This is a genomic window from Piscibacillus salipiscarius, from assembly GCF_042685285.1.
Taxonomy (GTDB): Bacteria; Bacillota; Bacilli; order Bacillales; family Alkalibacillaceae; genus Piscibacillus; species Piscibacillus salipiscarius.
The window spans coordinates 12978-27214 of the sequence record NZ_JBHUMZ010000053.1; the positions used below are offsets into that span (position 1 = coordinate 12978).

Here is a 14237-nt window from a genome sequence, read left to right on the forward strand (position 1 = left end):
GTCTTAAAATAGAGGAGGCATCGGGATGGAAGATGCAATAAAAGATTACATTCACTTTCTGCAAATTGAAAAAGGACTTGCTGATAATTCTATTGCTTCATATAGAAGGGACCTTAACCAGTACATTAAATTTCTAGAAAAGGTTGAAGGGCTAAAAGAAGTTGGTCAAATTGAAAGGCATCATATAAGAGAGTTTTTAAAGCACTTAAATGAAGCTGGTAAGTCAAGCTCAAGCATAGCAAGAATGATTTCAACGATTCGTTCTTTTCATAAATTTATTATACAGGAGTTTGGCGTTAAACATGATGCATCACTACATATACAAACGCCAAAAAAGGAACGTACCTTACCAAAAGTATTATCTAATCAAGAAGTGGAAGCGTTATTAGACTTTGATGGTACGGATTCTCTTGATTTAAGAAATAAAGCCATGCTTGAGACGCTTTACGCTACAGGATTACGTATAACAGAATTGTTATCATTAAAAGTGAATGATTTGCATTTATTAATGGGCTTTGTACGTATTATTGGTAAGGGTGGTAAGGAGCGAATTGTTCCTTTAGGTCAGCATGCAAAAAATTCAATCGAAGAATACGTTGAACATGCAAGACCTGAGCTCATTAAGCAGAACAACACCGATGCACTCTTTCTTAACCACCGAGGAAAACCGATGACGAGACAAGGATTTTGGAAGATCCTTAAAATCATTGCTAGAGAAAGAGGAATTAAGGCAGAACTAACACCGCATACCTTACGTCATTCATTTGCGTCCCACTTACTTGAGAATGGGGCGGATTTAAGAGCTGTACAAGAAATGTTGGGACATGCTGATATTTCAACAACACAAATCTATACCCACGTTTCTAAAACTAGGATGAAGGATATTTACCAAAATTACCATCCTAGAGCATGACCTATGTTATAGTTTTTTAGTTGTGGGTAAAATGTTAGAGACATCAAAATTGGAGGTAATCAACCATGGAACAACCGTTTAATCGTGTATTTTTAATTGTAATGGATTCTGTTGGAATAGGAGAGGCGCCAGATGCTAAAGAATTTAACGATGAAGGTGCCGACACTCTAGGACATATTGCTGAACATATGAATGGGCTTACAATGCCAAACATTGGTAAGCTTGGCTTAAGTAATATAAGAGAAATCAAAGGAATTGATCCTGCCAGTAAACCGATGGCGCATTACACTAAAATGGAAGAAGCATCAGTTGGTAAAGATACGATGACTGGCCATTGGGAGATTATGGGGCTTAGAATGGATCAGCCATTCCGTACGTTCCCTGAGGGATTCCCGGATGATCTAGTACAGAAAATTGAGGAGAAAACAGGACGTAAAGTAATTGGTAATAAACCAGCTTCAGGAACTAAAATTATAGAAGAACTTGGTAAAGAACATATGGATACTGGAGCACTCATTGTTTATACTTCAGCAGACCCTGTATTACAAATCGCTGCTCATGAAGAAATTGTACCATTAGAAGAATTATATGAGATTTGTGAAACAGTTCGTGAAATGACTAAAGAGGATCCATACATGATTGGAAGGATCATCGCGCGTCCATTTGTCGGAGAGCCTGGTAACTTTGAGCGTACATCCAATCGTCATGACTATGCCCTCAAACCATTCGGACGTACAGTCATGAATGAACTGCAAGATGCTAATTATGATGTCATTGCTTTAGGTAAAATCAGTGATATTTATGATGGCGAAGGTGTAACTGAAGCATTACGCACCGATGATAATAATGATGGAATGGATAAATTGTTACAAAGCATAGAACAATCCTTTAATGGTTTAAGCTTCTTGAACTTGGTAGATTTTGATGCTAAGTTTGGGCATCGCCGTGACCCTCAAGGATACGGTGAAGCGCTAGAAGAGTTTGATCGCCGTTTACCAGAAGTTTTAGAGAAATTAAATGAAGATGATCTCCTAATTATTACAGCTGACCATGGTAACGACCCTATTCATCATGGTACAGACCACACTCGTGAATATGTACCTTTATTGGCATACCACAAAGAAATTAAAGAAGCTAAACAATTACCGCTTCGCGAAACGTTTGCTGATGTCGGTGCAACTATTGCTGATAATTTCAACGTTAAAGCACCTGAATATGGCAAAAGTTTTCTAAATGATCTTAAGTAAAGGAGTCGCAATAATGATTGAACAAATTAATGAGTCTAAAGCATTTATTGATCAACATCTAGAAGGGAAACAACCTCATATTGGATTAATTCTTGGTTCTGGGTTAGGAATACTAGCGGATGAAATTGAGAATCCAATCATTATACCTTATAAAGAAATTCCAAACTTCCCGACTTCAACTGTAGCAGGGCATAAAGGGCAATTAGTCATAGGTGAGTTACAAGGTAAAAATGTCATTGCCATGCAAGGTCGATTCCACTATTACGAAGGATATTCGATGCAGCAGGTGACTTTCCCGGTACGTGTCATGAAAGCATTAGGTGTTGAGAAACTAGTGGTAACAAATGCTGCTGGAGGGATTAATGAATCATTCGATCCAGGGAATTTAATGTTAATTAAAGATCATATTAATATGATGGGCGATAATCCATTAATTGGTCCGAATGAAGATGAATTAGGCGCAAGATTTCCTGATATGTCCCAAGCGTACGACCGCGAATTAATGGAAGTAGCTAAAAATTGCGCTTCAGATTTAAACTTGACTCTTCAAGAAGGCGTATATGTTGGAAATACTGGACCAGTATATGAAACAGGTGCGGAAGTTAAGATGTTACGTACATTAGGTGGAGATGCTGTTGGAATGTCGACTGTTCCAGAAGTTATTGTTGCGAGTCATGCAGGTATCGATGTGCTTGGCATCTCGTGCATCTCAAATATGGCAGCAGGGATATTAGATCAGCCTCTATCACATGATGAAGTCATTGAAACAACTGAAAAAGTACGTGAAGATTTTATTCAACTAGTGAAAAAAGTCATCGGAAAGATGTAATTTATAGCAGGAGTGTATAAAAATGAGAATGTACGATGTAATCGCTAAAAAGCGAGACGGTAAACATTTAACAGAGGAAGAAATTCAGTTTTTTATAGAAGGTTATACTGATGGTTCAGTACCTGATTATCAAGCCAGTGCTTTAGCTATGGCAATTTATTTTCAGGATATGAATGATGACGAACGTGCGGCATTGACTATGGCAATGGTTCATTCAGGAGATACGATTGATTTATCGGACATTGATGGAATTAAAGTTGATAAGCATTCAACAGGAGGAGTTGGCGATACAACGACACTTTGCTTAGCGCCATTAGTAGCGTCAGTTGATGTCCCAGTAGCCAAAATGAGCGGACGCGGATTAGGTCACACGGGTGGCACGATTGACAAACTTGAATCAGTACCAGGATTTCATGTTGAGATTAGTAGTGATGAGTTTGTTAATTTAGTTAATAAAAACAAGTTAGCCGTTATTGGTCAAACAGGAAACCTAACTCCAGCTGATAAAAAGCTATACGGTCTAAGAGACGTAACAGCAACCGTTAATTCGATTCCTTTAATTGCAAGCTCAATAATGAGTAAAAAAATAGCTTCAGGCGCAGATGCCATCGTATTAGATGTGAAAACAGGTGCTGGAGCATTCATGAAATCAAAAGAAGAAGCTGAAGAATTAGCTAAAGCTATGGTTTCAATTGGAAATAATGTCGGACGTCAAACAATGGCGGTCATTAGTGATATGAGCCAACCTTTAGGGCGCGCGATTGGTAATGCGTTAGAAGTTAGGGAAGCTATTGATACCTTAAATGGTCGTGGCCCTGAGGACTTAACAGAGTTAACCTTAACTCTTGGCAGTCAAATGGTCGTTTTAGGTGGTAAAGCTGAAACGCTTGATGAAGCTAGAAACATGTTAGAAGAAAATATACAAAATGGTAACGCCATTAAAAAGTTAAAAGAATTTTTATCTGCACAAGGCGGTGATGCATCAGTAGTTGATCAACCTGATGCTCTACCACAAGCGGCACATAAGTTCGAACTTGAAGCAAAAGAATCAGGTTATGTAGAGAACATGGTAGCGGATGAAATTGGCCATGCCGCTATGATGCTTGGAGCAGGCAGACAAACAAAAGAGTCAGAAATTGACTTAGCAGTAGGAATTGTACTAAATAAAAAAGTAGGCGATTACGTGGAAAAAGGTGAATCTATTTTAACCATCCATGCTAATCAAACGGATGTAGATGAAATAAAAGAAAAGTTATACAATAATATTTCCATTAATTCGTCAGAAGTACAAGCGCCGCAGCTCGTTCACCAGTTAATCAGTCAATAATTTTATTGTAGTTGCTAAGACAAATCGAAAAAGATGATCTCGAAACTGATTCGGGATCATCTTTTTTTGTTTTTATAGAAACAAATTGAAGGTAATTTTTTCTCGAATTATAACTCCCTCTTTTACAGCACACGAACCCTCAATATTTTTGAAAAACTTGTAATAAAAAATAAGACCATGGAAAAAATATGAAACATGAAATGGAGGGAGTATCATGCGAAAAATAATAACATGTCTTATTGTATTATCGTTATTTGTACCAAGCTCAAGTATGTTTGCTCAGGAAGCAGCTGAAGTAAACAATTTAATTGAATCATCGAAGTCTGCAATCTTAATGGAAGCGGACACAGGTGAGATTATGTTCAAGGAAAATGAATCAAAGAAGCTACCACCAGCAAGTATGACGAAGGTTATGACGATGCTTCTCATCATGGAAGCTCTCAATAACGGCACGATTTCTTTAGATGAAAAAGTCAGAATTAGTGAACACGCTGCTTCTATGGGAGGAACGCAAATTTATTTAGAGCCTTTTGAAGAAATGACAGTAAAAGATCTGTTAAAGGGAATTGCCGTTGCTTCTGCCAATGATGCATCGGTAGCCATGGCAGAGAAAATTGCTGTTACTGAAGAGGCTTTTGTTGAAAAAATGAACCAAAAAGCAAAGGACCTCGGATTAAAAGATACGAATTTTAAAAACTCTACTGGCTTACCAGAAAAAGATCATTATTCTACAGCTCATGATATGGCTGTCATGGCCAAAGCTTTATTGGAATATGAAAAAATTACAGATTATACAAGTATTTATGAAGATTACCTTCGTAAAGGAACTGAAGATGAATTTTGGCTAGTGAATACGAACAAACTCGTTAAGTTTTATCAAGGTGTTGACGGACTTAAAACAGGATACACTTCTGAAGCTAAGTTTTGTCTAACGGCTACGGCTAAAAGGAATGATATGCGAGTCATTGCAGTAGTGATGGGAGCGGATACGGCAAAAGATCGCAATAGAGATATATCGAACTTATTAGATTATGCATTTGGTCACTATGACCTTAAGCGTCTTTACTCAAAAGGTGATTCAGTCTATGAATGGGAGCCATTACGTTCCAATCAAAAGATTAGTGCTACTCCAAAATCGAATATTTCATTGCTACTTAAAAAGGGCGAATCTATACAAGATTATAAAACTGAAATTATTAAAGGTTCTATTAACAAATGGCCCGTTAAAAAAGGTGATGAAGTAGGAAAAATTCGAGTTTTAAAAGGTGAACAAAAAGTAGGGGAATATCCTTTAGTTGTTGCTCAAGAAGTTAAAGATGCGAATATTTGGACTTTATGGAAGCGAGCACTAAGATCAATTCACCAAGGTAAATAACGTCGAATTAACACTTCTTTTGTCATGTGGCAGGAATTAGACGAATTTAAAAAGAAAGACTCAATAGCTTATTTTTAAGAAGGAGGAAAAAGCGTTGAGTCTTATTTCACATTTTGAAAAACGAGAAGATGTTTTACTGGTAAGACTAGTTGGTGAACTCGACCATCATGAAGCTGAACAACTAAAGGAGAAGTGGAAAGAACAATTAGCTGATACAAGTATTAAGCATGTAGTAGTGAACTTAGAAAAATTAGCATTTATGGACTCTTCTGGATTAGGTGTGTTTCTAGGGCGTTATAAAGAAGTAAAGCAATTAAATGGTGAAATGGTCATTTGTTCATATAATCAATCTGTTAAGCGTCTGTTTGAACTATCAGGATTATTTAAATTAGTCCGCACGGCTGATAATGAAGAGGCTGCCCTAGAACGTTTGGGGGTGGCATCATGAATAATTACATGAAAGTCGATTTTGCAGCAAAAAGCGAAAATGAATCTTTCGCTAGAGTAACAGTTGCTTCTTTTATTGCACAACTTGATCCAACCGTTGATGAACTAACTGAGATTAAAACGGTAGTTTCTGAAGCTGTTACTAATGCGATTATTCATGGTTATGAAGAAAATGAAGAAGGTATTGTGACACTTGAATGCTTTATCCGAGAAGGTGAAGTTGAATTAAGTATCATAGATCATGGCCGTGGTATCGAGAATGTAGATGAAGCCACTCAACCAATGTTTACGTCAAAACCTGAACTAGAGCGATCAGGTATGGGTTTTACCATTATGGAGAATTTTATGGATAATATTACGGTAGATTCACAAATGGGTTTTGGTACAACGGTCACAATGAAAAAGAAGTTCAATCAAAATGAAGCCGCCTCACATAGGTGATGGTATGAATGGTAACGGTAAAACTAAAGAAGAGAAGCAATTAACCGCAGATGAAGTAAGAAAATTGATTGAACGCAGTCAGGCGGGTGACGAATCAGCGAGAGATGAACTTGTTCAGAAAAATACTCGTCTAGTGTGGTCTGTTGTCCAACGCTTTTTAAACCGAGGCTATGAGGCTGATGATTTGTTTCAAATTGGCTGTATTGGCCTAATAAAATCCATTGACAAATTTGATCTATCGTACGATGTGAAGTTTTCGACGTATGCAGTTCCAATGATTATTGGTGAAATCCAACGCTTTATTAGAGATGATGGGTCAATTAAAGTAAGTAGGTCGCTAAAAGAACTTAATCATAAGATCAAAGCAAAGATGGATGAGATGTCAAAGTCAAATGGGCGATCTCCATCAATTGTTGAATTAAGTGTAGCCTTAGATATACCTAAAGAGGATATTATCTTAGCTCTAGAGGCCAATCAAAATCCACATTCTATTCATGAGACAGTATTTGAGAATGAGGGAGACCCAATTACATTAATGGATCAAATAGCTGAGAAAGACTCGAGCTGGTTTGATCATATTGCACTTAAGGAGGCAATAAGACAACTAGACTCACGGGAAAGGTTAATTATTTATTTGAGATATTTTAAAGATCAGACGCAATCTGAAGTGGCTAAACGATTAAACATATCTCAAGTGCAAGTTTCTCGTTTAGAGAAGAACATATTAGAACAAATGGGTTACTTATTAAATAAGCAATGAATGAAGCTCTTACCAATTTGGTAAGGGCTTTTCTAATTTTGTACATGTAAAAAACACTAATGTACATAATAAATTTATAGAACCATACTGAGTCGAAATTTTGGAAACTGGAGCTGATTGTTAATGGCGCAGGTCATTTACTTGAGGTTAAAGCCTAAACAAGTCGTAAATATTGACCAGCAAATTTACTTAAAAGATTTGGCATGGATCAGTACCAATGATGACGAAGTTAAGAAAAAACTGTCAACATTATACTTGCATACCGTTTCGAAGAATGATCAAACCTATAAAGTGTTTGACTTATTTACCATTATTGAAAAAGTTCACACCCTTTATCCAGAATATGAAATTGAGTCAGTTGGAGCAACACAAGCCATTTTAGTCATTTATCAGCCAAAACCTAAAATATTTCCATTGTATGTTCTTTTTATATGGCTACTACTATTTGTAGGTGCTGCCATGGCTATTATGAATTTTCACTTTGATGTCAGTATGGAAGAGGTTCAATCGACATTACATGAAATGATTTCATCCGATCAAGAGAACAGAAGTGTCCTTTGGCTTCAAATCCCTTACTCAATTGGTTTAGGTCTTGGTATGATCCTATTTTTTAACCACTTTTTTAAGAAACGTCTTAATGAAGAACCTAGTCCACTTGAAGTCGAAATGTTTAATTATGACCAAGATCTTCACCATTATGTTTCTTTTAATGAGAATGAGTTGAATAAAAGCGATGATGATTAGTTATCTCATTGAGGTTTTTATAGGTCTTGCTGGTGGTTTAGCAGTTGGTTCAGGGTTTGTAGCGTTTATATCTGTTTTGGGTATTATCCCAAGGCTAGTTCAACTAAGTAAATCAAAAACCTATTTAGAGTTCTACGAGTGGGCAGTCGTATTAGGAGCACTGTTTGGTATATTTATTTCTTTTACACATATTGATATTCCTGTTCCTATTATTATTGAGATGTTTTGGGGCTTACTACATGGTGTCTTTATCGGAATGTTAGCTGCTGCTTTAACAGAAGTGTTAAATGTTTTCCCTATTTTAGCTAAGCGGATTAGACTAGATCAAAAAATTGAGTTACTTATGTTAGCGATAGTATTTGGCAAGATTGTTGGATCATTATTTCAGTGGATTATTTATGTAAGGTGAAAGGTGATTAACTATGATAACTAAAGACAATTATGCGAATGACATTAAACCTTATCAACCTAAGCCAAAACTTCTCAAAAACTGTTTGAAAGCATTTGTAGTTGGCGGAATTATTTGTGCTATTGGTCAAGGGCTGACTATTTTTTATATTGAAGTTTTTGGTTTTACTGAAAAAACAGCAGGGAACCCTGTTGTGACCACTTTAATTTTTATTGCAGCATTACTTACTGGCTTTGGTGTTTATGATAAAATTGGTCAATTTGCAGGGGCAGGTTCGGCTGTACCTGTTACAGGATTTGCAAACTCGATTACGAGTGCTGCATTGGAACATAAAAGTGAGGGAATCGTACTGGGTGTTGCAACTAATATGTTTAAGTTAGCAGGAAGTGTAATCGTGTTTGGTACTGTATCTGCTTATATAGTTGGTGTTATACGTTATTTAGTTGAGCAGTTTTTGTAAAGGTGGTTAAGTTATGAAGTTAGGTAAACAGTCATGGCAATTTAGTCAAGGTGTTTATATACAGTCCTCTGGGGCAGTGACAGGACCTAAGGAAAATCAAGGACCGTTAAGTGATTACTTTGATTATTCATTTGATAATCTTCATTGTGATGAAAAAAATTGGGAAAGTGCAGAACGAGCATTACTTAAAAAGTCTATAGATATATGTTTAGGAAAAACAAGCATTAGAGAAGATGCGATTGACCTGTTTATTAGTGGTGATTTGCTAAATCAAAATGTGTCGTCGAACTACATGGCGAGAGAAATGTCATCCTCGTTCTTATGTGTATTTGGGGCGTGTTCGACTTCAATGGAGACGGTCGCGATCGGTTCTTCTTTAATCGATAGTGGTAATTGCAAAAATGTTTTAGCGAGTACATCAAGCCATTATTCAACAGCAGAAAGACAATTTCGTTACCCAACTGAATACGGTGGACAGAAACCGGACACTGCAACTATAACTGTAACTGGAGCGGGTACGATTTTACTAAATAATGAGCCTTCTGATGTAAAAGTTGAAGGTGCTACCATTGGAAAGGTTATAGATTATGGTGTTAGTGATCCACTTGATTTAGGTTCTGCTATGGCACCAGCAGCTGCTGACACCATCGTTCAACACATGAAAGATTTCGGCAGAAAACCAGAAGATTATGATTTAATACTTACGGGAGATTTATCAAGTGTTGGAACTCCTATTGTTAAAAAAATGACTGAGCAATCAGGTTATGATATTGAAGGGGTTCATAGAGACTGCGGTCTAATGATCTATAACCCTAATCAACAGATTTTCGCAGGTGGAAGTGGTTGTGCATGTTCTGCAGTTGTGACTTACGGGTATATATTGCAACAACTTAAGGAAAATAAGCTGAAGAGAGTTCTTATAGTAGCTACTGGAGCATTATTAAGTCCAACTTTAGTTCAGCAAAAAGAAACAATTCCATGTATTGCTCATGGTGTTGTCTTGCAAAGGGCGGATGTATAAGATGTTTATGGATTTCTTCTGGGCATTTGTAGTAGGTGGCGCAATATGTGTTGTTGGACAGCTATTACTTGATATCTTCAAATTAACTCCCGCACACGTCATGTCGTCCTTCGTTGTTGCGGGTGCCGTATTAGATGGGTTTAATCTTTATGATAATTTAATAAAATTTGCAGGAGCTGGTGCTACTGTTCCTATTACAAGCTTTGGTCATTCACTATTACATGGTGCCATGACTCAAGCAGAAGAACATGGATTTATTGGAGTAGCTGTTGGGATTTTTCAGTTAACTTCGGCCGGAATTGCTTCTGCCATATTGTTTGGATTTATTGTAGCGTTAATTTTTAAACCTAAAGGGTGATGTTCATGAAACCGGATCAAGAACGGAAGATTACAAAGTCAATTGTTCAAAATAGAAAATTTCTAAAAGACTTAATCGGTATTGGTGTATCGTTTGATGCTGATGTTAGAACCATAAACGTACTTGGAACAGAAGTTGATATTTATTTCGTAACAGGACTCAACGACAAAGATCATATCAACATCGTGATGAAGGAATTATTAGAGTTAAATGATGTTGAGCCCCGTCCAAAACATCTTCATGAATTAATAGAAAATCGATTAGTCAATAGTCAAGTTGAGAAGATTGATGTTACCTATGACGCTGTAACTGAAATTTTGTCTGGTTTAATCGTTATTTTTGTTGATGGCTATGACCAAGCATTTGCGGTTGATACTCGGAGTTATCCAGGGCGCTCTCCTTCAGAGCCTGACACAGAAAAAGTAGTTAGAGGATCACGCGATGGTTTTACGGAGAATATTATCGTTAATACGGGGTTAACCCGTAGAAGAGTTCGTGACGATAACCTGCGTTTTGAAATTTTAAGAATTGGAGCTCGATCTAGAACAGATGTTGTCATTGCGTATTTAAGAGATGTTGCAGACCCGGGTTTAGTACAGCGGATTAGATCGAGTTTGGAAAAAGTAGATATTGATGGGCTCGCGATGGCAGAGAAAAGCCTTGAAGAATTTATTGTTGATCAGAAAGTAAATCCATTTCCATTAGTGCGATTCACGGAAAGACCAGACGTCGCTTCAGCTCATTTGTTTGAAGGCCATGTTCTAATTATGGTGGATACATCACCAAGCGTCATTATCACACCGACGACTTTCTTTCATCATGTGCAACATGCTGAAGAGTATAGGCAATCTCCTGTTGTGGGTACATTCGTTAGATGGGTTCGTTTTTTTGCTATCTTTTTCTCTATTTTCTTATTGCCCTTGTGGCTGTTGTTTGTTATGGAACCACAACTATTACCGGAGTGGTTATCCTACATTGGTCCTAAGGAGGAAGGTAATATACCGATATTAGTTCAAATTTTAATGGCTGATATTGGTGTAGAATTCTTGAGGATCGCTGCTATACACACGCCTACCGCAGTATCTACTGCAATGGGCTTGATTGCAGCTATTTTGATAGGTGAAATAGCTATTGAAGTAGGGTTATTTACACCGGAAATTATATTATATGTAGCAATCAGTGCAATGGGTGCTTATGCAACACCGAGTTATGAATTAAGTGTTGCAAACAAGTTGGCAAGGTTATCTTTAGTATTATTAACAGCGGCTTTAGGCGTTAAAGGATTAGTCATTGGTTTTACGTTATATATTCTCATGTTAACTAAAACAATGTCTTTAAATACACCTTATTTCTGGCCAGTGATTCCATTTAATGCTAGGGCCTTATACCACGTGCTATTCCGTGTGCCTATTCCGCTAGATAAAGTGCGACCAAGCATTGTTCACCCTCAGAATGAAAATAGACGTGAAGGTAATATATAATTGATTACACCTTCGTTCATATGGTAAAGTTTAAGAGATAATTTTAAAATCAATCGATACTTACTACTAACTGGTAAGTATCGATTTAAATTTTGATACATATTGTGAGAAGGTGGTCAATTTGCAAAAGAATCATCTACAAATCGGTGGCGTAGATGCTGTTTATCTTGCCGAACAATACGGTACACCTTTGTTTGTATATGATGTAAATCAAATAAGAGAACGATCTCGGTCGTTTACGAGGACTTTTGAATCTTTAGGTGTAGATTATCAAGTGGCATATGCGAGTAAAGCTTTTTCATCGATTGCTATGCTGCAAGTGGCAAAACAAGAAAATTTAAGTCTTGATGTAGTATCTCAAGGTGAATTGTATACAGCTATAAAGGCAGGTTATCCTGCTGATAAAATTCATATGCATGGAAATAACAAAAGTAAAGAAGAGTTAGAAATGGCAGTGGAATATAATATTGGCTGCATTGTAGTGGATAACTTTTACGAAATAGAGTTGTTAAATGAAATATTGAATCAGCGTCAAACAAACATGAGAGTATTACTACGTGTAACACCAGGAATTGAAGCACATACACATGATTATATTTTAACAGGTCAAGAAGACTCAAAATTTGGTTTTGATTTAATAAGTCAGCAGGCAGACCTAGCAATGGAAATTCTGCTTAAATATGACCGGATAGATGTTCTTGGTGTCCATTGTCACATTGGGTCGCAAATTTTTGAAACGCAAGGATTTATCATGGCTATAAAAAAAATATATGAAACTCTTGCAAGATGGAAGGAAAAGTATCACTATCAATCTCAAGTGATCAATCTTGGCGGTGGATTTGGGATAAGGTATACTAATGAAGATGAACCTTTACCATTAAATGAATATGTCGTGAAGTTAGTTGAAACGGTAAAGTATGAGACGGAGCAACGTGATTTAGATTTACCAGAAATATGGATTGAACCTGGTCGTTCAATAGTAGGTGAAGCTGGAACAACACTATATACAGTTGGATCGATTAAAAAGCTTCCAGGAGTTCGTAAATATGTTTCGGTTGACGGGGGTATGACAGATAATATCAGGCCTGCACTCTATCAGGCTAAATATCATGCAGTCGTTGCAAATAAAATAAATGAAACTGTTGAAGAGACAGTTTCAATTGCTGGTAAATGTTGTGAGTCTGGAGATATGTTAATATGGGATTTAGATGTTCCGAATATTGAAAGTGGAGACATATTAGCAGTTGCATCAACTGGTGCATATGGTTATTCGATGGCAAATCATTATAATCGTTTCGCTAAGCCAGCAGTCGTTTTTGTTGAAAATGGTCAAGATCGACTTGTTGTTAAACGTGAAACCTATCAAGATGTTGTTGCCAATGATTTATCATATGAATGAAATTAATTTAAAGGAGAAGAAAAGATATGAAACATGCAACGATTAAATTTGAAAATGGTGAACAAATCAAAATCGATTTATATGAAGAAGAAGCTCCAAATACTGTGAACAACTTTGTAAAATTAGCAGAAGAAGGTTTTTATGATGGATTAACATTCCACCGCGTTATCCCTAACTTTGTCATTCAAGGTGGTTGCCCTAGGGGTGATGGCACTGGAGGTCCAGGATACACCATTAAATGTGAAACAGAAGACAATCCTCATAAACATGAGAGAGGAAGTTTATCAATGGCGCATGCTGGTAAAGATACTGGAGGTAGCCAATTCTTTATTTGCCATTCAGCTCAACCACATCTTGATGGTGTTCATACGGTCTTTGGCAAAGTGACTGAAGGAGTCGATGTAGTAGACCGAGTACGTCCTGGTGATGTTATGGACAAAGTAATAGTCGATTAATCCATAGAAGCATATATGTTATAGTAGTTAGTACTTAAATTTGACAAATGTTATAAAATAATTAAAGTATATAATGTATAATATTTAAAAATTTATCTATAACTATATTAAACTATGAAAGACTTTAAGAGGGGTTTTTATGCTAATTAAATATAAAAAGAGCTTTGAAAAGATTGCAATGGGCTTACTTTCATTTATGCCGGATGAAAAAGAAGTTAAGAAATTGCAGTCAACCATTAAGGAGTATGAAGCAAATGATCATTGGCGTTTGTTTCTTTGGAAAGAAGAAGATATCCTTGGTTTAATAGGAGTTCGTATAGATGATGATCAAAAAATGATCGTTCAGCATATAAGTGTTACACCATCTCACCGAAACCAAGGTATTGGTAAAAAGATGGTTAAAGCACTTAATGATCAATTTTCTAATGAATACTTGATTTGTGCAAATGAAAAAACCGAAAACTTTGTCAGTACATGTAAAGAAGAATAACTTTATTAATCCCGCTAGTATTAGCGGGATTTCTTATGCATTAATTTATATATAAAATTAATTAACTGTTTATTAGGTCTT

17 protein-coding genes are annotated in these 14237 nt (G+C 36.5%); all 17 read left to right on the top strand.

Features of this window, described 5'->3' with window-relative positions:
- The first annotated feature begins 25 nt into the window (after positions 1-25).
- Entirely contained in the window at positions 26-913 is an 888-nt protein-coding gene (gene xerD / locus ACFSW4_RS15560) for a site-specific tyrosine recombinase XerD (protein ID WP_377330444.1), read from the top strand.
- Between the two features lie 65 nt (positions 914-978).
- Positions 979-2160 (top strand): phosphopentomutase, encoded by a 1182-nt coding sequence (deoB, locus tag ACFSW4_RS15565; RefSeq protein ID WP_054753226.1) that lies wholly within the window; start codon positions 979-981, stop codon positions 2158-2160.
- Positions 2161-2173: 13 nt separating this feature from the next.
- Complete coding sequence (locus tag ACFSW4_RS15570) at positions 2174-2989, top strand: purine-nucleoside phosphorylase (RefSeq protein WP_377330446.1); 816 nt, start codon at positions 2174-2176, stop codon at positions 2987-2989.
- Between the two features lie 22 nt (positions 2990-3011).
- The gene (locus tag ACFSW4_RS15575; protein ID WP_377330448.1) at positions 3012-4316 is read left to right on the top strand and encodes a pyrimidine-nucleoside phosphorylase; all 1305 of its coding nucleotides are present in this window, start codon (positions 3012-3014) and stop codon (positions 4314-4316) included.
- A gap of 214 nt (positions 4317-4530) precedes the next feature.
- Positions 4531-5691: a D-alanyl-D-alanine carboxypeptidase family protein gene (locus ACFSW4_RS15580; RefSeq protein ID WP_054753225.1), complete on the top strand. Its 1161-nt coding sequence runs from the start codon at positions 4531-4533 to the stop codon at positions 5689-5691.
- A 94-nt stretch (positions 5692-5785) separates the two neighbouring features.
- Positions 5786-6139, top strand: a complete 354-nt coding sequence (gene spoIIAA, locus ACFSW4_RS15585) for an anti-sigma F factor antagonist (protein WP_377330450.1) — start codon at positions 5786-5788, stop codon at positions 6137-6139.
- Positions 6136-6579 carry an anti-sigma F factor gene (spoIIAB, locus tag ACFSW4_RS15590; RefSeq protein ID WP_377330452.1) on the top strand — a complete coding sequence of 148 codons (444 nt, stop codon included), beginning with the start codon at positions 6136-6138 and terminating at the stop codon, positions 6577-6579. The genes spoIIAA and spoIIAB overlap by 4 nt, the downstream gene beginning before the upstream one ends.
- Before the next feature lie 4 nt (positions 6580-6583).
- A complete protein-coding gene (gene sigF / locus ACFSW4_RS15595) occupies positions 6584-7339 on the top strand; it encodes an RNA polymerase sporulation sigma factor SigF (protein WP_377330542.1) in 756 nt (251 codons plus the stop codon).
- Between the two features lie 123 nt (positions 7340-7462).
- Entirely contained in the window at positions 7463-8083 is a 621-nt protein-coding gene (locus ACFSW4_RS15600; protein WP_377330454.1) for a stage V sporulation protein AA, read from the top strand.
- Entirely contained in the window at positions 8076-8492 is a 417-nt protein-coding gene (locus ACFSW4_RS15605) for a stage V sporulation protein AB (protein ID WP_377330543.1), read from the top strand. Before ACFSW4_RS15600 ends, ACFSW4_RS15605 begins: the two co-directional genes overlap by 8 nt.
- Positions 8493-8505: 13 nt before the next feature.
- Positions 8506-8952 (top strand): stage V sporulation protein AC, encoded by a 447-nt coding sequence (spoVAC, locus tag ACFSW4_RS15610; RefSeq protein ID WP_377330456.1) that lies wholly within the window; start codon positions 8506-8508, stop codon positions 8950-8952.
- 13 nt (positions 8953-8965) lie between these two features.
- Positions 8966-9973 carry a stage V sporulation protein AD gene (spoVAD, locus tag ACFSW4_RS15615; protein ID WP_377330458.1) on the top strand — a complete coding sequence of 336 codons (1008 nt, stop codon included), beginning with the start codon at positions 8966-8968 and terminating at the stop codon, positions 9971-9973.
- 7 nt (positions 9974-9980) lie between these two features.
- A complete protein-coding gene (gene spoVAE, locus ACFSW4_RS15620; protein WP_054753236.1) occupies positions 9981-10331 on the top strand; it encodes a stage V sporulation protein AE in 351 nt (116 codons plus the stop codon).
- Between the two features lie 5 nt (positions 10332-10336).
- The gene (locus tag ACFSW4_RS15625; protein ID WP_377330460.1) at positions 10337-11812 is read left to right on the top strand and encodes a spore germination protein; all 1476 of its coding nucleotides are present in this window, start codon (positions 10337-10339) and stop codon (positions 11810-11812) included.
- Positions 11813-11933: 121 nt separating this feature from the next.
- Positions 11934-13211: a diaminopimelate decarboxylase gene (lysA, locus tag ACFSW4_RS15630; protein ID WP_377330462.1), complete on the top strand. Its 1278-nt coding sequence runs from the start codon at positions 11934-11936 to the stop codon at positions 13209-13211.
- Between the two features lie 26 nt (positions 13212-13237).
- A complete protein-coding gene (locus ACFSW4_RS15635) occupies positions 13238-13666 on the top strand; it encodes a peptidylprolyl isomerase (RefSeq protein WP_054753223.1) in 429 nt (142 codons plus the stop codon).
- 139 nt (positions 13667-13805) lie between these two features.
- Positions 13806-14156 carry a GNAT family N-acetyltransferase gene (locus ACFSW4_RS15640; protein WP_377330464.1) on the top strand — a complete coding sequence of 117 codons (351 nt, stop codon included), beginning with the start codon at positions 13806-13808 and terminating at the stop codon, positions 14154-14156.
- The last annotated feature ends 81 nt before the right edge of the window (positions 14157-14237 follow it).